24 protein-coding genes are annotated in these 23,724 nt (G+C 66.6%); 19 read left to right on the top strand and 5 right to left on the bottom strand.

Going from position 1 to position 23,724, the window contains the following annotated elements:
* Positions 1 to 2 precede the first annotated feature (2 nt).
* Entirely contained in the window at positions 3 to 1,262 is a 1,260-nt protein-coding gene (locus PSESU_RS03245) for a type II secretion system F family protein (protein ID WP_013534339.1), read from the bottom strand.
* Positions 1,263 to 1,650: 388 nt separating this feature from the next.
* Between PSESU_RS03245 and PSESU_RS03250 the strand changes: the two genes are divergently transcribed.
* The 9 genes from PSESU_RS03250 (at position 1,651) to PSESU_RS03290 (ending at position 10,533) form a co-directional block, all read left to right on the top strand.
* Positions 1,651 to 2,073 carry a pilin gene (locus PSESU_RS03250; RefSeq protein WP_013534340.1) on the top strand — a complete coding sequence of 141 codons (423 nt, stop codon included), beginning with the start codon at positions 1,651 to 1,653 and terminating at the stop codon, positions 2,071 to 2,073.
* A gap of 178 nt (positions 2,074 to 2,251) precedes the next feature.
* Positions 2,252 to 4,195 carry a tetratricopeptide repeat protein gene (locus PSESU_RS03255; protein WP_041763800.1) on the top strand — a complete coding sequence of 648 codons (1,944 nt, stop codon included), beginning with the start codon at positions 2,252 to 2,254 and terminating at the stop codon, positions 4,193 to 4,195.
* Positions 4,149 to 5,945, top strand: coding sequence for an ABC transporter ATP-binding protein (locus PSESU_RS03260; protein WP_233275249.1), 1,797 nt, complete (start codon positions 4,149 to 4,151; stop codon positions 5,943 to 5,945). Before PSESU_RS03255 ends, PSESU_RS03260 begins: the two co-directional genes overlap by 47 nt.
* The gene (locus PSESU_RS03265) at positions 5,942 to 6,694 is read left to right on the top strand and encodes a class I SAM-dependent methyltransferase (RefSeq protein WP_013534343.1); all 753 of its coding nucleotides are present in this window, start codon (positions 5,942 to 5,944) and stop codon (positions 6,692 to 6,694) included. The genes PSESU_RS03260 and PSESU_RS03265 overlap by 4 nt, the downstream gene beginning before the upstream one ends.
* The gene (locus PSESU_RS03270) at positions 6,691 to 7,293 is read left to right on the top strand and encodes an HAD-IB family phosphatase (protein ID WP_013534344.1); all 603 of its coding nucleotides are present in this window, start codon (positions 6,691 to 6,693) and stop codon (positions 7,291 to 7,293) included. The genes PSESU_RS03265 and PSESU_RS03270 overlap by 4 nt, the downstream gene beginning before the upstream one ends.
* Positions 7,294 to 7,343: 50 nt before the next feature.
* Entirely contained in the window at positions 7,344 to 7,955 is a 612-nt protein-coding gene (locus PSESU_RS03275) for an NTP transferase domain-containing protein (protein ID WP_013534345.1), read from the top strand.
* 9 nt (positions 7,956 to 7,964) lie between these two features.
* On the top strand, positions 7,965 to 8,858 hold the full coding sequence (locus PSESU_RS03280; protein WP_013534346.1) for a LicD family protein: 894 nt from the start codon (positions 7,965 to 7,967) through the stop codon (positions 8,856 to 8,858).
* Entirely contained in the window at positions 8,855 to 10,117 is a 1,263-nt protein-coding gene (locus PSESU_RS03285) for a CDP-glycerol--poly(glycerophosphate) glycerophosphotransferase (RefSeq protein ID WP_013534347.1), read from the top strand. The genes PSESU_RS03280 and PSESU_RS03285 overlap by 4 nt, the downstream gene beginning before the upstream one ends.
* Positions 10,118 to 10,146: 29 nt before the next feature.
* On the top strand, positions 10,147 to 10,533 hold the full coding sequence (locus tag PSESU_RS03290; protein ID WP_041763803.1) for an adenylyltransferase/cytidyltransferase family protein: 387 nt from the start codon (positions 10,147 to 10,149) through the stop codon (positions 10,531 to 10,533).
* On the opposite strand, the gene PSESU_RS03295 is transcribed toward PSESU_RS03290, so the two are convergent.
* The 4 genes from PSESU_RS03295 to PSESU_RS03310 all read right to left on the bottom strand — a co-directional run bounded on the left by PSESU_RS03295 (position 10,530) and on the right by PSESU_RS03310 (position 14,494).
* Positions 10,530 to 11,705, bottom strand: coding sequence for a CDP-glycerol--glycerophosphate glycerophosphotransferase (locus PSESU_RS03295; protein ID WP_013534349.1), 1,176 nt, complete (start codon positions 11,703 to 11,705; stop codon positions 10,530 to 10,532). The two genes, PSESU_RS03290 and PSESU_RS03295, sit on opposite strands and share 4 nt — an antisense overlap.
* Positions 11,702 to 12,790, bottom strand: a complete 1,089-nt coding sequence (locus PSESU_RS03300) for a glycosyltransferase family 4 protein (protein ID WP_081459335.1) — start codon at positions 12,788 to 12,790, stop codon at positions 11,702 to 11,704. The genes PSESU_RS03295 and PSESU_RS03300 overlap by 4 nt, the downstream gene beginning before the upstream one ends.
* A gap of 74 nt (positions 12,791 to 12,864) precedes the next feature.
* Positions 12,865 to 13,731: a glycosyltransferase family 2 protein gene (locus tag PSESU_RS03305; RefSeq protein ID WP_013534351.1), complete on the bottom strand. Its 867-nt coding sequence runs from the start codon at positions 13,729 to 13,731 to the stop codon at positions 12,865 to 12,867.
* Positions 13,732 to 13,822: 91 nt separating this feature from the next.
* Positions 13,823 to 14,494, bottom strand: coding sequence for a hypothetical protein (locus PSESU_RS03310; protein ID WP_013534352.1), 672 nt, complete (start codon positions 14,492 to 14,494; stop codon positions 13,823 to 13,825).
* 153 nt (positions 14,495 to 14,647) lie between these two features.
* On the opposite strand from PSESU_RS03310, the gene pilB reads away from it, so the two are divergent.
* The 10 genes from pilB to ybgF all read left to right on the top strand — a co-directional run bounded on the left by pilB (position 14,648) and on the right by ybgF (position 23,708).
* The gene (gene pilB, locus PSESU_RS03315; RefSeq protein ID WP_013534353.1) at positions 14,648 to 16,378 is read left to right on the top strand and encodes a type IV-A pilus assembly ATPase PilB; all 1,731 of its coding nucleotides are present in this window, start codon (positions 14,648 to 14,650) and stop codon (positions 16,376 to 16,378) included.
* Positions 16,379 to 16,792: 414 nt separating this feature from the next.
* Entirely contained in the window at positions 16,793 to 17,272 is a 480-nt protein-coding gene (locus PSESU_RS03320; RefSeq protein WP_013534354.1) for a transposase, read from the top strand.
* A gap of 42 nt (positions 17,273 to 17,314) precedes the next feature.
* The gene (locus PSESU_RS16580) at positions 17,315 to 17,599 is read left to right on the top strand and encodes a hypothetical protein (protein WP_324603281.1); all 285 of its coding nucleotides are present in this window, start codon (positions 17,315 to 17,317) and stop codon (positions 17,597 to 17,599) included.
* Between the two features lie 459 nt (positions 17,600 to 18,058).
* Positions 18,059 to 18,469 (top strand): tol-pal system-associated acyl-CoA thioesterase, encoded by a 411-nt coding sequence (gene ybgC, locus PSESU_RS03325; protein ID WP_013534355.1) that lies wholly within the window; start codon positions 18,059 to 18,061, stop codon positions 18,467 to 18,469.
* A gap of 70 nt (positions 18,470 to 18,539) precedes the next feature.
* On the top strand, positions 18,540 to 19,316 hold the full coding sequence (gene tolQ, locus PSESU_RS03330; RefSeq protein ID WP_013534356.1) for a protein TolQ: 777 nt from the start codon (positions 18,540 to 18,542) through the stop codon (positions 19,314 to 19,316).
* Between the two features lie 25 nt (positions 19,317 to 19,341).
* A complete protein-coding gene (gene tolR, locus PSESU_RS03335) occupies positions 19,342 to 19,770 on the top strand; it encodes a protein TolR (RefSeq protein WP_013534357.1) in 429 nt (142 codons plus the stop codon).
* Between the two features lie 19 nt (positions 19,771 to 19,789).
* A complete protein-coding gene (locus PSESU_RS03340; RefSeq protein WP_013534358.1) occupies positions 19,790 to 20,773 on the top strand; it encodes a cell envelope integrity protein TolA in 984 nt (327 codons plus the stop codon).
* A gap of 220 nt (positions 20,774 to 20,993) precedes the next feature.
* Positions 20,994 to 22,313 carry a Tol-Pal system beta propeller repeat protein TolB gene (gene tolB, locus PSESU_RS03345; RefSeq protein ID WP_041763808.1) on the top strand — a complete coding sequence of 440 codons (1,320 nt, stop codon included), beginning with the start codon at positions 20,994 to 20,996 and terminating at the stop codon, positions 22,311 to 22,313.
* Between the two features lie 71 nt (positions 22,314 to 22,384).
* A complete protein-coding gene (pal, locus tag PSESU_RS03350) occupies positions 22,385 to 22,897 on the top strand; it encodes a peptidoglycan-associated lipoprotein Pal (protein WP_013534360.1) in 513 nt (170 codons plus the stop codon).
* 4 nt (positions 22,898 to 22,901) lie between these two features.
* The gene (gene ybgF, locus PSESU_RS03355; RefSeq protein ID WP_013534361.1) at positions 22,902 to 23,708 is read left to right on the top strand and encodes a tol-pal system protein YbgF; all 807 of its coding nucleotides are present in this window, start codon (positions 22,902 to 22,904) and stop codon (positions 23,706 to 23,708) included.
* Positions 23,709 to 23,724 lie beyond the last annotated feature (16 nt).

Here is a 23,724-nt window from a genome sequence, read left to right on the forward strand (position 1 = left end):
CCTTAAACGACCGATGCCAGTTTGAAGATCGGGAGGTACATGCCGATCACCATGCCGCCCACCAGGACGCCCAGGATCACCATGATCAGAGGCTCGATCAGGCTGCTCAGCGCATCGACCGCGTTGTTGACTTCCTGCTCGTAGTACTCGGCAACCTTCTGCAGCATGGTGTCCAGCGCACCGGCTTCCTCGCCGATGGCCGCCATCTGGATGACCATGTGCGGGAACAGGTTGGTCTGCTTCATTGCCAGGTTCATCGGGTAGCCCACCGCGACATCGTCGCGGATGCGCAGCACGGCCTTCTCGTAGACCGAGTTGCCGGTCGCGCCGGCCACCGACTCGAGCGCTTCCACCAGCGGGACGCCGGCGCGGAAGGTCACCGCTGTGGTACGGGCGAAGCGGGCGATGGCGCTGTTGTCGATGATCTGGCCGAGCACCGGCACCTTGAGGATCACCCTGTCCAGGAAGTGCTGGAACGGGGGCGAGCGCTTGTAGAAGAAGATGAAGCCGAAGATCGAGCCTGCGCCGGCGAACAGCATGATCCACCAGTAGGAGACCATGAAGTTCGATGCGGCCACGATCATCTTGGTGAAGGCCGGCAGGTCTGCACCGAAGCCCTGGAATACTTCCTCGAACTGGGGGATGACGAAGATCAGCAGGATCGCGCTGACGATGATCGCCACGGCGATGGTCATCGCGGGGTAGAACAGCGCCTTCTTGATCTTGCCCTTGAGGGATTCGATGTTTTCCTTGTAGGTGGCGATCGTGTCCAGCACCGTTTCCAGCACGCCGGCGCTCTCGCCGGCGCGGACCAGGTTGCGGTACAGCTCGTCGAACTGGACAGGGTGCCTGCTGATCGCCTCGTACAGCGACGAACCACCCTCGATGTCGGTGCGGATCGTGTCGATCATGTTGCGCATGCGCGGGTTCTTGTGGCCGCCGGCGATGATCTCCAGCGCGCCCACGATCGGCACGCCGGACTTCATCATCGTCGCCATCTGGCGGCTGAAGAACGCGATGTCCTTGGGTGTTACCGCCGAGCCGGCCTGGCCGAAAAGCGGCTTGGGCTTGGGCTTGACCACGGTGGGCGTGATGCCCTGGCGGCGCAGCTCGGCCCGGAGAAGGTTGGCGTTCTTGGCCGACTGCTCGCCCTTCATCTTTACGCCACGCTTGTCGGTTCCCTCCCAGACAAACGGCGCGAACTCACTGGTGCCCCGCTTTACGGGCACGGGCTTCCTGACGGCATTGCGGGTGGCGGACATGCGGTTCTCCCCAGCCGGCATCCCCACGCCGGCATATGGGTCGCATGGTATCCGGTAATGCCCGCTTCGGCATCTCGCCAACAAGGGGGTGGGGCTGGGTGCCCGGGAAGGGTGGCTTTCCGGTACCGGTTTGGGGTGGCGGTGACGCGATACGTCAGTTTTTGCCCTCCATGTGCCGTCGCAGGTATGTGCCGTGGATCACGCTGGGCGGTATGTCCCCGCGAATCAAGATTGCTACCATGTGCCTGCAGGGGGGGCGTGGGGAAGTTGGCACGCAACCTGCGACAGACGGGCAACGCGGGAAACCGCGCACCCGTGTTCCGGCAAGGGGCAAGGGTTCCTGAGGGAAGCGAGTCCCTTTCCAAACAACCGCTCTAGGGGAATGAAAATGAAGAAGCAGCAGGGCTTTACCCTGATCGAACTGATGATCGTCGTCGCGATCATCGCCATCCTGGCCGCCATCGCGCTGCCGGCGTATCAGGACTACACCATCCGTTCGCAGGTTTCCGAAGGCGCCACCCTGATGGCCGGTGCCAAGGCCGGCGTGACCGAGTTCTGGTCCGACAAGGGCCGTTTCCCGGACAGCAACGGTTCGGCTGGCGTTCCGCAGGCCGGCTCGATCACCGGTACCTACGTGACCCAGGTTGAAGTTGGCGATGACGGCGTCATCACCGCCACCTACGGCAACAACGTCAACCAGAAGATCTCCGGCCAGGAGTGCTCGATCACCCCGCGCGACGGCGGTGGCAGCGTGGTCTGGGCCGGCACCTGCGACTTCCCGGAGAAGTGGCGTCCGTCGGCGTTCCGCTGATAAGCGATCCCTCGATCGCCTAGAAGAAGCCCGGGATTTCCCGGGCTTCTTTTTTTGCAGCAGCGTCCCCTATGCTTTGGGACGTCGCCCACCGCGGCAAAGACACACCGGGGCACCATTGAGAATCCTCCGACATCCGCCCGGCCCGCAGGCCGTTGCGGGCTGCATCCTCCTGCTGGTGGGCCTGCTGGCCTGGTTCCTCTACGGGCAGGCGCGTGGTCTGACGTGGCAGTTTGATGACCTGATCAACCTGCGTGGCCTTACAAGGGCCAGTACGCAGGATGGCCTGGTCGGATTCGTTTTCGGCGGCATCGCCGGACCTGGTGGGCGGCCCCTCGCCCTTGCGAGCTTCCTCGCCGATTACGCGTACTGGCCTGGGGATCCCTGGGCCCTCGTCCGCCACACGCTGGTGTGGCACATGATGACCGGAGCCCTGGTCTTCATGTTCTTCCTGGCCGTGCTTCGCCAGCATGAGCGGCTGCAGGAACGGGCGATGACGCTCGCCGCCGCCGCTGCCGCGGTCTGGCTGCTGATGCCCATTCATGCCAGCGGCATCCTCATGCCGGTCCAGCGCATGACGGTGATGTCCGGCTTCTTCGTCATGGCGACGCTGGTGGCCTACGTCCACCTGCGCGTGCGCCTGGCCGGGCGCGGGACCGTGGTGCCGATCCTCATCCTGGGGCTGGTCTGCGGCACCGGGATGGCGCTGGCCTACCTCACCAAGGAAAACGGCCTGCTGCTGCTCGCCTTCGTGCCGCTGGTGGAATGGCTGCTGCTCCCGAACCTGGCAGCGCCCGGACCCTGGCGGCTCTGGCGCTGGGGCATGCGTATTTCCTTCCTGGCTGTTCCCGCGGCGCTGGCATGGCGGCTGTGGGACACCTGGAGCCGGATGCAGGTCCGCTACACCTACGACCGTGAGTTCAGCCTGGCCGAACGTCTCGCCAGCGAAGCAGTGATCCTGTGGGAATACCTGCGGCACATCTTCATCCCGCGGGCCGCCCTGCTGGGTCCGTTCCATGACGGCCATGCGATCTGGAACTGGAAGTCGGTGCTGCCGTGGCTGGCAGTGCTTGCCTTCGTCATCCTGCTGGTCGCGACCTGGCGCATGGCCCGACGCGGCAGTGCTGCCTGGCGCTGGGCCTTCTTCGCGCTCGCGTTCTACCTTGCTGCACATATGATGGAGTCCACGGTCATCCCGCTGGAACTCTATTTCGAACACCGCAACTACGTCGCGGCGCTGGGCATTGCCGGGCTGGTGGTAGTAGCGGTCGACACAGCCTTGCGAAACGCCTCCTCCAAGGCCGTCGTGGCGGTCGTGGTCCTGGTCATGGGGGCCTACCACGTCATCATGCTCCAGCAGACCACCTCTCTATGGGGCAACCGGTTGCTTGCCGGGGAGATGTGGTACCAGGCGCACCCATCTTCCGGGCGCGCCGCCCAGCATCTCTCCTGGCTTTACCGCCAGTACGACTTCGATGACGCATCGATCGCCGTGCTCGATCGCTTCTCCAGCGCCCACACCGGACGCATCGATATCGGCATGCAGGCACTGGACTCTTCCTGCAGGACCGGGACGGGGGCTGCCCTCGGCGAGCGCCTCGAGCGGCTGATCGTAGAAGTGCCGGAGCTTCGCAATCCGGCGGGCGTCGCGGGGACGATCGGGCGGCTTGGAGGCGCGATCCGCGCCGGCAAATGCCAGGGCATCGAGCTGGAGCGCTACAAGGCGCTGCTCCTTGCACTGATGGAGAACCCGCGCATCCAGCACATGCCTCGGGTCAGGCACCATGTCGACCACGAACTGGCCGCGATAGCGCTGGTCCAGGGCGATAACGAAGCGCGCCTGGGCTATCTGCGGCAAGCCTTCGATGATTATCCGAGCCTGTCCGGTGCGCAGGTCGTCGCGAGGTTGCTGTTCGCCCAGGGGCGCAATGATGAGGCCATCGCCTGGATCGAGCATGCGCTGGCGAGATCGCCCGACGGGCTGTCGCGTCGCGCGTGGGGCGTGACCCTGGGGAGCCTGCGCGAGGCGATCGTCGAGGTGGAGCGGCTCCGCAGCTCATGGAAGCTGCCAGGGGGTGACGACCAGCCAGGGGGCGTTGACGCCGATGATCATGCTCGATGACCTTCGCAAGGTCTGGACGCTGTTCACACCGGACAGCCGGCGACGTGCTGTCGGGCTATTGGTCCTGGTGGTCCTGATGGCACTGGTGGAGGCGGCAGGCGTGCTGTCGATCCTTCCATTCCTGAGCGTGCTGGGGGATCCAGGGGTGGTGCAGCGGAACCCACTGATCGCCGCGGCCTATCGCGAGTTTGGATTCCAGGGCGCGCGCCAGTTCACGGTTGCGCTCGGCATCTTCTCTGTCGTATTCGTCCTTGCATCTTCCGCGCTCAAGGTGACGACCCAGCACGTCCTCAACCGTTTCGTTCACCTGCAGCGGCATTCCATCAGCATGCGCCTGCTGGCGACCTATTTGCAGCAACCCTATGCCTTCTTCCTTGCGCGCAATTCATCGGATCTTTCGAAAGCAATCCTGTCCGAAACCGACCAGATCCTTTCCAACCTGATCCAGCCTCTGGCGCAGATGGTCGCGCAGCTGGTCGTGGTGATGGCAATGGTCACGCTGATCCTTTGTTATGACCCGCTGATGGCGCTGGTCTTGCTGGGTACCGTCGGCGCCCTGTATGCCGTCATCTACTCACTCGTGCGGAAGCGACTGGGACGCATCGGTGCAGAGCGTATCGCTGCCAACCGGGAGCGTTACCAGGCCTGCAATGAGGCGCTGGGTGGCATCAAGGACGTCAAGGTGACCAACTCGGCTGGCGCTTACATGTCGCGCTTCCGGCACGCATCACGGACCTTCTCGCGACACCTTGCGTCCAACGACACGCTGAGCCAGGCGCCGCTTTACCTGGTTGAGGCTGTGGGGTATTCGTGCCTCATCCTCGTGGCGCTGCTACTGCTGGCACGGGCGGAGAATGTCGGTGAGGTTCTGCCTGCGCTTGGCCTGTATGGTATAGCCGCCTATCGCATGCTGCCGGCTGCGCAGATCATCTACCGAGGCTTCGCCAAGTTGCGGTTCTCTTCTGCGGCTCTGGAGATGCTCTCCGCAGACCTGGGGCTGGAGATGCCTCTCCTTCCCTGCGTCTTGAATCCCGTCGAAATGGTGGAGCCACGCCACGAGATCCGCCTGGTGGGAATCACGTTCGCCTATCCGTCTGCTCCCGAGAAAAAGGTGATCGAGGGGTTCGATTTGGTCATTCCGGCGTGCTCGACCGTTGGTATCTGCGGGCGCAGTGGTGCTGGCAAGAGCACCTTGATGGACATCCTTCTCGGCCTGCTTCGCCCCTCGGAAGGGCGGCTCATGGTCGATGACGTCATCATCGATGATGCATCTGTGCCGGCGTGGCAGCGCTCAATTGGGTATGTCCCCCAGCACATCTTCCTGGCAGACGCCAGCGTGGCGGCCAACATTGCCTTCGGCGTCCCCAAGGCCGAAATCGACATGGTGGCAGTGGAGAAGGCGGCTCGTGCAGCACAGATACACGAGTTCGTGGCAGGCGAGCTTGCGCAGGGCTACGCTACATATGTCGGAGAGCGGGGAGTGCGTCTTTCCGGTGGGCAGCGTCAAAGACTCGGAATTGCCAGGGCGCTTTACCGGGATCCGCCTATCCTGCTGTTCGATGAAGCGACAAGCGCGCTGGATGCCGACACCGAGCGGGCACTCAACGAGTCAATCAGGGCCCTGAAGGGCAAGAGGACCATGGTGGTCATTGCACACAAGGAAAGCTCGCTTGCAATGTGCGACCGGGTGATCGAGGTTGGCCGGACCAGAACGTCGGGAAATGATGCAGTTGGGGGAGCGCAGGCATGAGGATCTTCGGCAAGGGCGCCCAAGGGGCGGAGCCCCGGATAGAGCGCAGCAGCGTCGAGCGCTTCTTCGAGGAGCGGGCTGGCAAGCTTTCGCAGGTCGGTGCACTCAAGGCGGTTCTTTACCAGGACAAGCATCCAGATCTCGCCGAACGGCGGGACGCGGCAGAAAAGGCCCGCATCCGCCCGCTTCTCCGGCTGGCTGGGCACGAGCGGGTGCTGGACGTCGGCAGCGGGACAGGCCGTTGGACCGACGAGCTTGCAAGCTCGGTGGCGTACTACCACGGCATCGATTTCAGTGCCGGACTGGTCGAGTATGCACGCCAGCGACACCCGCCCGGGCCTCGGGTTGGTTTCACTGTTGCGTCCGCGGATGACTACTCGCTTGAGTCGCTGGGCGTTGGCGAGCCCTTTGACGTCATCCTCTGCTGCGGGGTGATGATTTATCTCAACGACGACGAAGTGGATCGCGCGCTTCGCTGCATGGCGGAGGTATGCGCGCCGCAGGCAAGGATAGTGTTGCGCGAGCCCGTGGGTATCGCGGACAGGTTGACCATCAGCGAGCACTACTCGGACGAGATGGAGCAGACCTACAACGCCATCTATCGCACCGAGGAGGAGCTGATCCGTCGCATCGGCCATGAACTAGGCACCAGGGGCTTCCATGTCAGTGATGCCGGCGACGTCTACGAGGCTGCGCTGAACAATCGGGCGGAAACCATCCAGCGCTGGTTCGTCATGGAGCGTCCATGAGCCGTACCGCCTATTGCTTCGACCTGGACGGTACCCTCACGTCGACCGAAATCCTGCCTTCGATCGCGGCGGAACTGGGCTTGTCCGAGGAAATTGCGACGTTGACCCGCATCACCATGGAGGGGTGGATCACCTTTGCCGAATCCCTCCGTCTGCGCGTGGCCATACTCGGGCAGGTCCCGCTGGATGTCGTCAGATCCATCGTGGATGACATCGATCTGGATCCGGCCCTTGAGGCTTTTATTCGCGCCCGCCCGGACGAGTGCTTCGTGGTCACGGGCAACCTCGACTTGTGGGTCGGGCATCTCGTCGGTCGGCTTGGATGCCAAGGAGTGACTTCCCGCGCCAAGACCCGCAACGGCGTCGTGGTTCTTGAGCGGGTGCTGGACAAGGGTGATGCCGTGAAGGGGCTGCGCACTGCAGGATTTGATCGCATCATCTCGGTCGGAGATGGTTCGAATGATGTACCTATGTTCAAGGAATCCGATATCGCAATCGCGTTCGGGGGCGTGCACAGCCCGACGCAGGCCGCCATCTCGGAGGCTGAATTTGTTGTCCATGACGCGGAGGCGCTGTGCAGCCTGTTGAGTACGCTGTAATCGCATCGGCTGGCCTTGGATCCCGGCTCGGCCATGGTTTGCCCAAGTCCATGCTGGAGATTAACGGTCGCACCGTCCTCTCGCGCTTGATCGAGAGCCTCCGGCCGCACGTCAAGGGAGTCCGTGTAGTGGTGGGGTACCGCGAGGACCTGGTGATCGGTCTTTGTGCGTCCCTTCACCGGGACGTGGTGATCGTGCGCAACCCGGAGTTCCGGACGACCAACACGGTCCAGAGCATGGCCATGGGAGCGAGGGGGCTTTCAGGCAAGGTGCTCTTCCTGGACGGCGACCTGATCGTCGAGCCTGGGTCCTTGAGCCACTTCATCGCCAAGGCGGCGGATGTGCCGAGCCTGGTCGCGGTGGCGCCGAGTCGTAGCGAGAATCCAGTCAATGTCGTCGTGGACGGACCTGAATCGCGGATGCTGGTCACCAGATTTACCCGGGATGCTGGTCACCCCTACGAGTGGGCCAACGTGGTGGCTGGACCCGCCGACATGATGGATGGTGCCGAAGGTTACGTTTTCCAGCGGCTTGAGGAGCATCTCCCGCTTGATGCAGCGTTGCTGGACCTCAGGGAGGTCGATACTCCTGCCGATCTCGAACTGGCCAAGGCCTTTGCCCTCCAGGTCGATGAGCAAGGCGCGTTGCGTGCACGAGCCTGAGTAGGCGCCATGCAATTTCCCGACGAACGCAACGCGGACGCAAGCCCGCTGCGCAGGGTGCAGCTGATCGAACTCCGGCTCCTGAAAATGGTTGACTGGATATGCCGGACCCACGGGCTGCGCTACTGGCTCGACGGCGGCACGCTGCTCGGGGCCATCCGGCACGGTGGCTTCATCCCGTGGGACGACGATGTCGATATCGGGATGCCAAGGAGGGACTACCTGCGTTTCCTCGAAGTTGCGCCTGTCCTGCTGCCGGACGACGCCTTCGTCGAGACAGGCGCGGCAGGCAGTGGGAGGCACTACAACATTCCCTGCAGGGTGCGGGACCGGCACAGCCGCATCATGGATACACAGAGCGAAGACAATGCCGGGCAAGGGATCTTCATCGACATCATCCCCTTCGATCACTTTCACGAAGGGGGACTGATGGCGCTCACGGAGCGCATGGCCAAGTTGGCCTATCGGGAGCTGCTCAAGATCCACCAGCCGACGCGTTCGGCTGGGAGGATCCACAGATTCTCCAGCCGCCTGCTCTCCACGCCCATCCCCGGAGTGACGCCGGAACTGCCAATCCGCCTCTTCAGTCGGTTCTGCAAAGCCGCCTTCGTGGGGCGCACGCACAATTCCGGTGGCTGCCTCGGATACGGGTTCGACGTGCGCTGGACGAGGATCTTCCGTGAGATGGACATTCTCCCACTGCGCATGGCGTCATTCGAAGGGGTGGAGTTCATGGTCCCCGCGAATGCCCATGCTGTCCTTGAGCTGTTCTACGGTTCCGACTACATGCAGCCGCCTCCGCCATCGGAGCGAGGTGCTAGGCACTTCGGCACGGTTGTGATCGACACGCGCCTTGGGGAGCGGCCGGAGATGGTCGGCTGGGAAGCGGCTGGTCAGTTATGAAGGTGATCCAGAGGCGCGCCCTCTCCAATGCACTGCTGCTCTTGGGTAGCGTGGCCTGGTCGCTGCTGCGTCCGGTGGCGTGGCTGGTTCGACGCCGTGAAGACCTGGTCGCTTTTTACGGGCGGGACGGCGGGCGATTCCTGGATAACTGCAAACACCTGTTCTGCGGGGGCTCCGCCGAGACGCTGCCGGGAATCAGGACGGTATACATCGCGCACAGCGACGAACTCGTGGAGTTGATCGCAGGGTACGGTCGCGAAGCGGTCCGCAAGGGTACCTTGGCGGAGCTCCTACTCTGGTTGCGCGCCGGGACGATCGTGGTGGACAGCGTGGACTGGACCGATGGCTTCCGGTTCGCGGCATCGCAGGGTGCCCGGATCGTGCAGCTCTGGCACGGAATTCCGCTGAAGCACGTACAGTTGGCCCGTGTCCGCGGTCGTGCGCGCCGACGGTTCGGCTTGGAGTGGGCATATCAGCTGTACCTGAGGGCGTCGGGACGCCTGCGCCCGGTCAGCTGGCTGCTTAGTACTTCACCGTTCGTTACGGAGCATGCATTCAGTCGCTCGTTCCTGTACGAAGCCGTATCTCACGCAGGATATCCGCGTAATGATGCCTTTTTCGACGGCAGCCCCCTGCGCATGCTAAACGTCGATCAGAGGGCCGCGTCGCTCGTAGCGGCCCAGCGCCAACGCGGTGGGAGCGTTGGCGTGTACGCGCCGACCTTCCGGGACTCGCTGGCCGACCCTTTTGCGAAAGGGGAACTGGATCTCGAAGGGCTATCCGCCGCCGCCATGGCAGTCGGCACGCTGCTGCTGGTAAAGCTGCACCCGTGGATGCACGGTCACCTCAGGTCCACGGACCACCATGGCCTAGTGTTCGTCGCGCCCGATTCGGATATCTATCCGCTCCTGTGCCATGCCGACTTTCTCGTAACCGACTACTCGTCGATCTTCTTCGACTACCTGATGCTGGACCGTCCGGTGATCTTTTTCCCGTATGACCTTGACAGGTATCTTCGTCAGGAACGAGACATGTACTTCGAGTACGGGGAATTCACCCCCGGAGAGAAGGTGTTTGACCTGGATGGCTTGGAGGCCGCGATGCGGAAGGCAATCATGGATCCATCATATGGAGCAGGCGAGCGCGACCGGATCCGGCGCACGGTCTTCAGCCATGCCAGCGGATCTGCTGCGGAACGGCTCTACCGGGAACTATTCCCGCGGGCCTCGAATTCCAGCGATGTTGGGACCGGACAATGAGTCTGGCCGTGGATAGCAGCCGCGGTTCAATGATCGTCGTGACCTTCGGCACCTTCGACGTGCTGCACCTTGGTCACCTGCGCATCCTCGAGCGCGCTGCTGAGCTGGGCGACCGCCTGGTGGTTGGCGTCTCGTCGGATGCGCTGAACATCTCCAAGAAGGGGCGGGCACCAGTGTTCCCGGAGCACGAGCGGATGCGCCTGGTCGGGGCATTGCGCTGCGTCAGCGAGGTGTTCCTTGAGGAGTCGCTGGAACTCAAGCGCAACTACCTGCTGCGTTACCGGGCCGACGTGCTGGCCATGGGCGACGACTGGCGTGGCCGCTTCGACGAATTCTCGGATATCTGCAGGGTGGTCTACTTCGAGCGGACGCCGGCGATCTCCACCACCGCATTGATCGAGAAGATCCGGCTCTAGCCGGACCGCTCCATGTACCCGGCCAGCCGCCCGGAGCAGCGCCGGGCGGCCGAGCCGTCCGCGATCCGGCCGTAGACGCGGGCGCGGATATCGGTGTGGCTTGCCCTGTACGCCTGCCAGTAGCCTTCTTCGTCGTCCAGGGCCGTGCCCAGCGCTTCCAGTAGCGCGGGGAGGCTGGGGATGACGGGGCCGAAGCGATATTCGGGGCCCAGAGAGAATCCCTTGCGGAACGGGGGAGGCACGTCGAGGAACAGCGTGGGCCGATCAAGTAGCAGGTAATCGAAGGCGATCGACGACCAGTCGCAGACCAGTACGTCGCTGGCCAGCAGGATGCCTTCCGTATCCGGGTAGCGCGATCCGGGGAGTTGGATCATGCCCGGGAGCCGGATCGTCGTGCCATCGCCGCTGTTGAGGTGGCTGCGGACCAGGAGCGTCGCATCGCGCTGTCGCACGAATGCGGCGAGCTGCGAGAGGAACTCGGCTTCCGTGTGGCCGAACGGATAGATGCTGCGTCCCTTCTGGTCCTGGGCCCAGGTGGGCGCGAACAGGACGACCCGGGACGAGTCGCTGATGCCGAGCTCCTCGCGCAGGCGCGTGCCGGAGCCATCGTCCGTGACCAGCCGGTCGGTGCGGGGATAGCCGGTGGCCACGACCTTGGCCGGTTCGAAGCCGAACTGGTCCACGTACAGTTGCCGGCACAGTCCAGAGGCCACCCAGGTTTCGTCGTAGCGGTGCTGCACGCGGAAGTCGTCGGCGTCGAATCCCTTGAACGGGATGCCATGCCACACGTCGAAGAAGCCCAGCCTTGCGCGTCGGTAAGCGGGTTGCAGGAGTTCAAGGGAATGCAGGCCATGGTCGCTGACCACGGCCCCGGCGGTGGCGAGCAGTCGGGCGCAGGCTGGGCTGCAGGCATGGCAGCTGTCGAAACCCTGTGCCTGCAGCTGCCGGCGGTAGTCGCCATCCATGGTCAGGAACACGGCGCGCGGTGAACCGCGGCGACGCAACTCCTCGTGAAGTGCGAAGAGGTTGCCGTTCAGCTTGTGGCCGTAGAGCACCACCACATCTTCGGCGCGCCGCCTGCGCAGGTGGCGCAGCAACAGCCCCAGGATCGCCTGTGCGAGGAAGCCGACCAGCAGCAGCCAGTGCAGGGGGCGTTTCCTGTCGATCTTCATGCCCGCGCCGGCTCCCGTGTGTCGAGCAGGTCGAGGAGCTGGCGGTCGAAGCGTTCCCAGGAGAAGGAGGTCGCGAACACCTTCGCCGAGGCGCGCAGTGGAGTCGGGTCGCCCGCCAGCAGCGTGCATACCTCGCGGGCGAATCCTTGATAGTCCTCCTCGGCGACCAGCACGCCACTGGTGCCGGGCTTCACCGCGTCGGGCACGCCGCCGGCTGCGAAGGCCACGGTCGGCAAGCCGTGCGCGGCTGCCTCGATCGCGACCATGCCGAAGCCTTCCACATCGCCCGGGATCGAACGTACCGGGAACACATGCAGGTCGCAGCCCGCGTAGGCTTGTGAAAGCGTGGCATCGTCGCAGGGGCCGAGGATCGCCACGTGCGCTCCCATGCCTGCGCGTGTGATCGCCGCGTCCAGCCGGGCACGGGGATCGGTGGTCGAACGGTTCAGGGCGTCCTGGGCGTTGTCGCCGACCAGAACGAGCCGGGCGCCGGGATGTGCTGCCACGATCGCCGGCAGGCAGCGTTCGATGAACTCAACGATGCCCTTGCGCTCGGTAAGCCGTCCGACGCTCAGCAGCAGCGGGCCTTCCCCGAGCGCGAAGCGCCGGCGGAAGTCTCCACCGCCGGGTACGTCCCCAGGCAGGCGCGTGCCTGGGTGCACTACCGCGATATTGCCACCGGCCACGGCGAGTCCGCGCGCGATGCTGGCGGTATTGGCGCTATTGGCGATCGCAAGCCCGAGCCGGCGCAGGAACGGCATCCACAGCATCCGGTAGACCGGGTGCCGGGTGACCAGGTCCAGGCCGTGGACATAGGCCATGCTTCGCGCGCCGCTGCGGCGCCCGGCCAGGTACGCCAACGGCGCGGTCAATCCGCTGCCGGCCAGGACCAGCTCCGCCGGTTCGGACGAGGCAGACCATGCCGCTGCCGCCGCGCGCGGCAGGAAGCCCGCGGCACCCTGCGCGGGAATCTCGCGTACGCGGATGCCGGGTGGCAGGTGCCCGCTGCAGCCGCGTGGCCCGATCACCAGCAGGTCGAAGCGGCGGGACAGGGCGATGGCGACATGCCAGTTGAGCCGCTCCATGCCGCCGCGCAGCGGCGGCAGGTTGCGCGTGACCAGGATGGCCCGCGGCCTGGCCGCGGTCGGCGTCTCGCCAGTCACGGGTCGTCGTGCCGCGCAGCCAGGTAAGTCAGGTTGGTGATCTGCTCGGAGATGAGCCCGATCAGGAAGATGATGACCGATGCGCTGAACAGCAGCAGGCTCATGTTGGTGAACCGGTGCGCGGTGAAGTACGTGTAGCCGTAATAGCTCATGCCGGTCAGGAAGAAGGCCACGGCGACCGGGGCGAACAGCTTGAGCGGCGAGTACAGCGTGGCGATCTTGAAGATGATCAGCAGGAAGCGCACACCGTCGCGTAGTGGGCGGATGTGGCTGGTGCCGATGCGCTTGGCCACCGGGATGGGTTCGTACGCCACCGGATAGGCACTGCGGAAGAAGGCCATGGTGCTGGTCGTCGGATAGGAGAACCCGTTTGGCAGAAGGTGCAGGAACTCCCGGAACTTCGATGCCCGTACGGCCCTGAAGCCGGAGGTCAGGTCCTTGACCTCGAAGTTCGTCATCCTGCTGGCGAGCCAGTTGTAGAACGTGTTCGCCATTCCACGGCTCACGCCGGCCTGGCCGGACCAGTCGCGCGCGCCGACCACCATGTCGTAGCCCTCGGCCATGCGCTCGAGCAGCCGCGGGATCGAGGCCGGGTCATGCTGGCCGTCGGCATCCATGAAGATCAGGATCTCGCCGGTCGCGTGGCGCGCGCCGCGCTTGATCGCCGCGCCGTTGCCCATCGAATACGGAGCGCCGAGGACGATGGCGCCGTGCGCCCGCGAGACCTCGGCGGTGGCATCCGTGGAGCCATCGTCGACGACGATGAGTTCTGCCCCGGGCATGAGTTCCCGCAACGCGGGGAGGGTCTTGCGAAGGCCCTCCGCCTCGTTCTTCGCAGGCAGGATGATGCTGATGGTGGACAAGTCGGCTCCCCAAGCCTATGTGCAGCCGGATATTAGCCGAATGTCCCGATCGGAATTCGGAACCCGGCCATCAGTTCCGCGCGTGCGCCCCTCATCTGACGACCTTGCGCGGCATCCCGGTGCGGGCGTCGACCAGCATGGTGGCTTCCTCTCCACGGGCCATGATCGGCACCGCGCGGAGCCCGGCCGTGTCGCCCGGCCCGGCGACGGTCCTTGCCAGCATCAGCGGCGCGACCTCCTCGTACGGTTGGAACCAGGCCGGCATGACGTGCTGGTCGCGGCCGGTCTCCAGGAAGATCTGGAGGAGTTCGCTCCGGGCCTGGGGTGAGGCTGGCGGCATGACCCCCACGAGGGCCGGGCCGGTCAAGGAGAGGCGGCGCCACTCCGGCCGGGCACCCTGTTCCAGGTCCTGGGGGGCGATCTCGTGGGCGAAGACCAGGTTCAGGCGTACGTCGCTGGCGACCAGGAAGACCGGTCGCGATACCCAGAGGGTATGTAGTCCATACGCCAGGAACGCCAACTGCACGGTCGAGATCACGGCCAGGTCCAGGCGCAGGCCCGGCTTGCCATGGCGGTAGATGGCGAGGGTCAGCAGCGGCCCGGCAGTCACGTCAATGAACAGCATGATCGCCATCAGCCGGTCCAGTCCGGAGATCCGCCAAAGCCCGTGCGGGTACCACAGCAGCAGGGCCGCTATGGCGATGGACGAGATGACGAGGATGCTCAGCAGGAGGTGGAGGGCGGCGGCTTTCCAGCGGCTCATCGGGGAATCCGGACCAGAAGATCGCCGGGGATCATGCAAAGCAGCCCCCGCGGCCTGCAAGCCCGGTTGGCCGGGGCTGGCCGAAGCGGCCTTTTTCGTCCCCATGCGCCCCCCGTTGCGTTATCTTTCCCCCCGTTCCAGGGGAAGCCGCACATGAACGTCGCCACCACCGCCAACCTTGTCGGTATCACCGGCATTGCCCGCCGTCTCGTCCAGGACGGCGCCATGGACGAGGGTGCGGCCCGGACGGCCATGGCCCAGGCGGCCGAGGCCAAGGTGCCGCTGGCCCAGTTCATCGCCGACAAGAAGCTGGTCAGCCCGGCCCAGCTGGCGGCCGCCAACTCGGTCGAGTTCGGCATCCCGCTGCTGGATGTGACCGCGTTCGACGCCTCCCAGAACGCGATGAAGCTGGTCAGCGAGGAGCTGCTGCAGAAGCACCGCCTGCTGCCCCTGTTCAAGCGCGGCAGCAAGCTGTTCGTGGGCGTCAGCAGCCCCACCCAGACTGGCGCCCTGGCCGAAATCCAGTTCCACACCAACCTGGCCGTCGAGCCGATCCTGGTGGACGAGGAACAGATCCGCCGCACCTTCGAGCAGTGGCAGAACGCCAATGCCCAGCTCGAGGGCGGCCTTGACGAGGACGACGAGGGCCTGGAGGGGCTGGAAGTCAGTGCGGGCGACGAGGACGGGGCTGGTGACTCCGGCGTCGACGCCAAGGGCGACGACACGCCGGTGGTCAAGTTCGTCAACAAGGTGCTGGTGGACGCGATCCGCCGTGGCGCCTCGGACATCCACTTCGAGCCCTACGAGACCGACTACCGCGTGCGCCTGCGCATCGACGGCCTGCTCAAGACCGTGGCCCGGGCGCCGGTGAAGCTCAACCAGCGCATCGCCGCGCGCCTGAAGGTCATGGCGCAGCTGGACATCGCCGAGAAGCGCGTGCCGCAGGACGGCCGCATCAAGCTCAACCTGTCCAAGACCAAGCAGATCGACTTCCGCGTCAGCACCCTGCCGACCCTGTTCGGCGAGAAGGTGGTGCTGCGTATCCTCGACGGCAGCGCGGCCAAGCTGGGCATCGACAAGCTCGGCTACGAGCCGGACCAGCAGAAGCTGTTCCTGGACGCGATCCACAAGCCCTACGGCATGGTCCTGGTCACCGGCCCGACCGGCTCCGGCAAGACGGTGTCGCTGTACACCGCGCTGGGCATCCTCAACGACGAGACCCGCAACATCTCCACCGCCGAGGACCCGGTCGAAATCCGGCTGCCCGGCGTGAACCAGGTGCAGCAGAACAACAAGCGCGGCATGACCTTCGCCGCGGCCCTGCGCAGCTTCCTGCGCCAGGACCCGGACGTGATCATGGTCGGCGAAATCCGCGACCTGGAAACGGCCGAGATCGCGATCAAGGCCGCGCAGACCGGCCACATGGTGCTGTCGACCCTGCACACCAACGACGCGCCGCAGACAATCGCGCGCCTGATGAACATGGGCATCGCGCCCTACAACATCACCTCGTCGGTGACCCTGGTCATCGCCCAGCGCCTGGCACGCCGCCTGTGCACCAAGTGCAAGCGCGCGGTCGACCTGCCGCGCAACGCGCTGCTGGCCGAAGGCTTCACCGAGGAAGAGATCGATGCCGGGTTCACCGTGTACGAGCCGGTCGGCTGCGACGAGTGCACCGAGGGCTACAAGGGCCGTACCGGCATCTACCAGGTCATGCCGATGAGCGAGGAGATCCAGGCCATCGTGCTGTCCGGCGGCAATGCCATGCAGATCGCCGAGGTCGCCGAGAAGGCCGGCATCGCCGACCTGCGCAAGTCGGCGCTGAAGAAGGTCCGCGAAGGCATCACCAGCCTGGCCGAGATCAACCGCGTCACCAAGGACTGAGCGGTGGTCCTAACGTGTCGCCGGCGTGGCCGGCGGTGCATGCTTCTGCCCGGGCCCCTCAGGGAAGCGCCCGCTGGGGGCGGACTCCCTCCGGCACGCTCCTGATGACCTATCTGGGCAAGCAGCTAAGCAAGAGGGCGTGGCCTTTATCCTGCGTGACCCCACCGCCCACCGCCCACCGCCCACCGCCCCACGGGCCCACGGGCCCACGGGCCTGCCTGCAGTCCTTCCGCCGCCCTCCACCGTACTTTTCGGCGATCACTGCCGCGAAGGCAGCCTGGGGACCCCGCTCCGCTTCCCTTGTGACGGCCGTCACTGCTCGGGGGCGCGCGAGCCGGAACTAGGTGTTTTTCCTACGAAAAGTGCCGGAATTCTCCTCTGTTTCCCGGCGCATGGACGCGGCACGCTGGGTCCATGGACACGCCCATCTTCCCGCCCGAGTCCAACGAGCCGCACCAGGCGGCGGATGCCCCCGCCGAGGCCGCGGGCCAGGTCTTCCGCGTCTCCGTCGTCACCCGCGGGCGCTATGCCTGCTTCGCCGACTTCCATGTGGCCTGGACCGCGGTGCGCGCCTTCCGCGATCCGCTGGCACTGGGCGACAGCCGCCTGCTGGCCTGGGTGCTGCTGCCGGATCGGGTCTACTGGCTGATCGAGCCGGGCGAGCGCATGCCGCTGGAGAAGGTGGTCGCCCGGATGAAGTCCTGCAGCGCCGTCCAGGTCAACAAGACCCTGTTCCGCGCCGGGCCTTTGTGGGAACCGGGCTTCGTCGCCTCCGCGCTGGCCCCGGACGAGGAGCCGCGCGCGGCGGCAAGAAGGATGCTGGTCGCCCCCATCCAGGCCGGGCTGGCCACGCAACTGGTCGACTACCCCCTCTGGGATTGCGTCTGGGTCTAGGCCCGGGCGTACCGGGGCCAGGGAAGGCTTCGGGGGAAGGCGGTGGGGCGGGTCGCGGGCCATGGATTGGCCAGCGGCCCGCCCCGGCCACCAGGCGGGGAGCTAGGGAACTGGACGGCCGGGGCGGGGTGCCCCAGGCTCCGGCCGGAGCCCGCACCAGCCTCCCAGGTACAGGGAGGCTTCGGCCGCGCCGCGGTGTCGTCGGGCGCCTCGACCAGTACCAAGGAGGAGGTGGAGCTGCGCGACGGCGACGCGACCCGCTACCTGGGCAGGGGTGGATTGGGTAAGTGCGTGCGCCCTCATCCGCCCGGACGACCGCACAGCTGAAATCCGCGGCGCGCGCCGCGCCTGGGCGGTCCGGCCCGCTGGTCGATTGGGTCAACCCGGAGCTTGTCGTGACCCGCCGTCCCGGGTGACTCCAGCGGGCGACAGTCCGCGGGCCGCACCGGCACGCACGCCCCTCTCCCACCATTCCCTCTGGAAACGCCCGCGTCATGGCCGGGGAGGGCAGTCGCGTGCTCGTCCGGTGCCGGCAGCCGCCCTTCCGCCTTGGCAGTTTGCCGATGAGACCAGCCGGCACGCAGACAGCTGCCGGCCCCAGCGTGGCCAGCAATGGACGGCAATGGCCAGCAAATGGACGGCCACAAGCCATCGCCTATCGGCGATCGGTTCCGGTGGCTAGCAAGTGCCTTGGGGAAGTGCGCCCCGCCCTTCCGGACCAGCGGGCTGGCCCTCCGGCACCGGAAGGCTCATGCTTGACGGCTTGTACGCTGCCTGCACTTGCCGATGTTCAGGATTCCGATACGCGTGTACTGGGAAGATACCGACGCTGGCGGCGTGGTCTACCACGCACGCTACGTGGCCTTCCTGGAACGCGCGCGCAGCGACGCACTGCGCGCGATGGGCCGGGGCCAGCACGCCCTGCAGACGGCCGGGCTGGTATTCGCGGTCCACTCGATGCGGATGGACTTCCTGCGCCCCGCGCGCCTGGATGACCTGCTCGAGGTGACCGCGGAAGTGGCCCGGCTTGGCCGCGCCAGCGTGGTCTTCTCGCAGCGCATCCTGCGCGGCGGGGAGGTCCTGCTGGAGGCCGAGGTCAAGGTGGCGTCGCTGCGGGCGGGCGATTTCCGGCCCTGCCCGATGGACCCGGCGCTTTATGAGGAACTCCGGACGCTGCGGGCCGGTCCCACGGGGTGACCGTGCCACGCGGCGCGGCGGCCACGACCCGCGCACCACGCAACAAGACAATGCCATTGAGGAACGAAGGATGATCGGATCGAGCCTGGCTCTGCTGGCCACCGTGGTCGAAGCGCTGCCGCCGGATGCGGCAGCCGCGGCTACCGAGGCGGCGAGCACCGTCGCCCATGGCGGCATCAACTACCTGGACCTGATGCTGCGGGCCAGCCTGCCGGTCAAGCTGATCGTCCTGCTGCTGCTGGCCGGCTCGCTGATCAGCTGGGTGATCATTTTCCGCAAGCTCGGCAGCTTCAAGCGCGCCGACCAGGAGGCGGACGAGTTCGAGAACCGGTTCTGGTCCGGCGCCGACCTCGGCAAGCTCTACGCCGCGGCGACCGACCGCAACCGCGTGGTCGGCGGCCTGGAGGCGATCTTCGAGGCAGGCTTCCGCGAGTTCACCCGCCTGCGCGACAAACGCCGGCATGACGGTCGCGCCCAGCTCGAAGGCGCCCAGCGCGCCATGCGCGTGGCCTTTTCGCGCGAGGTCGGGCAGCTGGAGCGCAACCTCGAGCTGCTGGCGAACATCGGCTCGACCGCCCCGTACGTGGGCCTGGTCGGCACGGTGTTCGGCATCATGGTGACCATGCACGACATGGTCAGCCAGGGCCAGCAGGTCGGCATCGCCTCGGTGGCGCCAGGCATCTCCGAGGCCCTGTTCGCCACCGCGATCGGCCTGTTCGTGGCGATTCCGGCGGTGTGGGCCTACAACCGCTACACCAGCCGCGTCGACCGCCTGTCGCAGCGCTACGAAAGCTTCGCCGACGAGTTCAGCTCGATCCTGCAGCGCCAGACCGGCGCCGACGAATGAGCCGCCCGCAGGCCTGGAGCACGCCATGAGCACCCTCGCACGCCACAAGCGCCGCAAGCTCAAGTCCGAAATCAACGTCGTCCCCTACATCGACGTGATGCTGGTGCTGCTGATCATCTTCATGGTCACCGCACCGCTGCTGAGCCTGAGCGTGGACGTGGACCTGCCCAAGGCCAACGCCCGCTCGGTGGACAGCAAGAAGGACCCGGTTATCGTCACGGTCGATGCCGAGGGCCGCTATTTCCTGACGCTGGAAGGCGGCAAGGCCGAGCCGATCGATGCCACCGAGCTGAGCGCGCGGCTGGCGGCCTTCGTAGCCCAGAACAAGGACCTGCCGGTGTTCGTGGCCGCCCCCGGCGGCGTGGAATACCAGAAGGTCATGGACACCATGGTCCTGGTCCAGCAGGCCGGCGTGCCACGCGTCAGCCTCATGAGCCAGCCGGGCGGACGCTGAGGCCGGTACCCAGGTGAGCATGCACGCCGACGGTTACTACCACCGACCCGACGACCGCGACAGCGGCCTGACCGGCCCGCTGCTGCTGGCCCTGGTCCTGCACGTACTGGTCGCGGCCATGTTCTGGCTGGCCTGGTGGTGGTCGCCGCAGCGCCATGTCGAACCGGCGGCCGGGTCCCCGGCGATCGAGGCTTCGCTGGTAATGAGCGCGTCCGACATCGCCGCCGCCCAGCGCCGCGCCGAGGAAGCGCCCAAGCCCGAGCCGCTGCCCGAGCCTGTCGCCGAGACCGCCCCCGAGGAAACCGTCCCGCCGCCGCAGCCGCTGCCCGAGCCGCGCCCGCAGGACGCCGCGGTCGCCCCGCAGCAGAAGGCCCAGGACTTCATCCCGCAGCCGGACACGGTCGACCAGGACGAGGCCCGCCGCGATGCCATCGCCAGGGAAAAGGCCGAAAAGGAACAGGAAGAGCGCCGCCGCCAGCAGCAGGTCGACCTGACCGAGCAGCAGCGGCAGAAGGAGGCGGAGAACCAGCGCCGGCTGGCGGCCCAGGCCGAGGAGGCCGAGCGCCAGAAGAAGCTGGCCGAGCTGCGCCGCCAGCGCGAGCAGGCTGCCCGCCAGGCCGAGCTGGCCGAGCAGAAGCTGCGCCAGCTGCAGCAGGCCCAGCAGCGACCGGCCACTCCGGCCCCCAGCCAGGGTTCGCCGGGGCAGGGTGGCACCAGCGAGGACCTGACTGCCAAGTACGCGGCGGCCATCCAGCAGGCGGTGGTCAACCAGTGGCTGCGTCCGGAGACGGTCCCGCTGGGCCAGCGCTGCCGGGTGCAGATCCGCCAGCTGCCGGGCGGCGAGGTGATCGAGGTCAAGGTCCAGCCGGGTTGCCCCTATGACGAGGCCGGCCAGCGCTCGCTGGAAGCGGCGGTCCTGCGCGCCCAGCCGCTGCCCTACCGCGGCTTCGAGAGCGTCTTCCAGCGCACCCTGACCCTCAACTTCGAGGCCCGCGACCGCTGATCCCCCGGCCTGGCGGGAACTTTCCCCGGCCGCCGCTGGTCCTTGCGGCCGGCCCGGACCCCGTCCCACTGTCCGCTGCCGCTCGTCGGACGAAACCCCGTCCTGGGCGGCTGGCCGTTGGTGTCAACGGGTGTTCACGTGGTTTTCGTTCATGATTGCGAATATGTTCACGCCGTCGCTGGTATCCCTACCGATCCCCCGCATGCCCAAGTCCCTGCCCATGAAAGCATCGTTGCGCTGGTTCTTCCTGCTCGCCTGTCTCCTGATCCCCGGTCTGGCGGCGGCCCAGCAGCAGGGCCTGGAGATCGACATCATCGGCGGCAACGCCTCGGCCCTGCCGATCGCGGTCGTACCCATGCCCTACGAGGGCGGCGGCGGCGCCCCGCAGACCGACGTGGCCAAGGTGGTGCGCGACGACCTGGCCCGTTCCGGCCAGTTCCGCACCCTGCCGGAAGCGCAGATGGTCGAGCGGCCCACCCGCGGCGGCGAGATCAACTACCCGACCTGGCGCCAGCTGCGCCAGGACTACCTGGTGGTCGGCCGCGTCCTGGATGCCGGCGAAGGCGGCTACCGGGTCGAGTACGAACTGTTCGACGTGGGCCGCGGCGAGCGCCTGCTGGGGCTGGCCATGACCGCCCGCGCCAGCGCCATGCGCGACGTGGCCCACCAGATCGCCGATGCCATCTACGAGAAGATCCTGGGCGTGCGCGGCGCGTTCTGGACCCGCATCGCCTACGTCACCGCCAACGGCAGCGGCTCCGGCATGCGCTACGCGCTGGTGGTGGCCGATTCGGACGGCTGGAACCCGCAGGTAGTGGTGCGCTCGGCCGAGCCGCTGCTGTCCCCGGCCTGGAGCCCGGACGGCCGCAAGCTGGCCTACGTGAGCTTCGAACGCGGCAATTCCTCGATCTACATCCAGGACATCGCCACCGGTGCCCGCGAGCTGGTTTCCAGCTTCCGCGGCATCAACAGCGCCCCGTCCTTCTCGCCTGACGGCCGCCGCCTGGCCCTGTCGCTGTCGCGCAGCGGCAACCCCGAGATCTACGTGATGGACCTGGGCAGCAAGCAGCTGACCCAGCTGACCAACCACTTCGGCATCGACACCGAGCCGACCTGGAGCGCGGACGGCTCGACCATCTACTTCACCTCCGACCGCGGCGGCCGCCCGCAGATCTACCAGGTCCCGTCCAGCGGCGGCGCCGCCTCGCGCGTGACCTTCCAGGGCAACTACAACGCCACCGCCACCGTCTCCCATGACGGCAAGAAGATCGCGATGGCCCAGGGCTCCGGCAACACCTACCGGATCGCCATGATGGACACCAGCCTGGGGTCCCCGCGCTGGAGCACCATTTCGACCGGTTCGCTGGACGAGTCTCCGAGTTTCGCCCCCAACGGCAGCATGCTGATCTACGCCGCGCGCGAGGGGGGAAGGGGAGTGCTGTACGCAGTTTCGGCCGATGCCCGGGTGCGCCAGCGCCTGGTCCTGGCTGATGGCGACGTGCGCGAACCCGCATGGTCGCCGTACCGCAGCGCGCGTTAAAAATCGGTTGTAAGATTCGCCCGTTGCACGTTTCTCAAACACCACCACCTGTGCATCACAAGGAAATGATCATGAACAGTTCCACCCGCGTTCTGCTGGTTTCCCTCCTGTCGGTCGCCGTCCTGGCTGGCTGCTCGAAGAAGGTCAAGGAGCAGCCCGCCGCCGAGACCCCGGCCCCGACCACCCCGACCGCCCCGGTCGCCAGCGACGGCCGCTACGGTCCGGAAGACCTGGACACCGACGCCTGCCTGCGCCAGCGCACCGTGTACTTCGACTTCGACCAGGACGCCCTGAAGCCGGAGTTCCAGGCCATCGTCGGCTGCCACGCCAAGTACCTGCGCGACCGTCCGTCCGCCCGCATCACCCTGCAGGGCAACGCCGACGAGCGCGGCTCGCGCGCCTACAACCAGGCCCTGGGCGAGCGCCGCGGCAATGCCGTCAACTCGGCCCTGCAGGCTGCCGGTGGTTCGGCCAGCCAGCTGGAAGTCGTGAGCTACGGCGAAGAGCGTCCGGTCTGCACCGAGTCGACCGAGAGCTGCTGGGCGCAGAACCGTCGCGTGGAAATCGTCTACAGCGCCCGCTAAGTAGATGCTGCACCTTCGTGCCATCGGCATGATGCTGGTCGTGGCGGCCCTCGTGGCCGCCACGCCCGCGCATGCGCAGAAGATGAGCCTGGCCGACCGCGTCGCGCGGCTCGAGGCCCAGGCCAACAACACCCAGCAGACCCAGGACCTGCTCAACCAGCTGTCGCTGCTGCGCAGCGAGGTGCAGGAGCTGCGTTCGGCGCTGGAACAGCTGCAGTACGAGCACCAGCAGCTGCAGCAGCGCAACCGCGACCAGTACCTGGACCTGGACGGCCGTCTCAACCGGCTGGAGGGCGGCGAACTGCCCGCGCCACCGGCCGCCACCGGCGCTGCCGCGCCGGCCCCCGCCGCTCCGGCGGCGCCGAAGGTCGCCGATGCGGCACCGCGGGTCCACGGTGATCCGGGTTCGCTGGCGCTGGGCGCCGACGAGCTCGCCGCCTACGATGCCGCGTTCAAGACCCTCAAGGCCGCCGACTACGCCGCGTCCGCCGAGGCGTTCCAGGGCTTCCTGGATGCCTACCCGGCCGGTGTCTACGCCCCCAACGCGCTGTACTGGCTGGGCGAAAGCTACTACGCCACCGGCAACTACGCCCTGGCCGCGCAGCAGTTCCGCGCGCTGATGGAGCGTTACCCGACCCATGACAAGACCCCGGGCGCGCTGCTGAAGCTGGGCCTGTCCCAGCTGGGCGAGGGCGAAGTCCGCCAGGCCCTGTCCACCCTCGCCCAGGTGGGTTCGCAGTACCCCGGCACCGATGCGGCCCGCATCGCCGCCGACCGCCTGCGTTCGATCGAGATCGGCCAGCTGCGCTGAGCCGCCGCGGGCATTG

Source organism: Pseudoxanthomonas suwonensis 11-1 (assembly GCF_000185965.1).
Taxonomy (GTDB): Bacteria; Pseudomonadota; Gammaproteobacteria; order Xanthomonadales; family Xanthomonadaceae; genus Pseudoxanthomonas; species Pseudoxanthomonas suwonensis_A.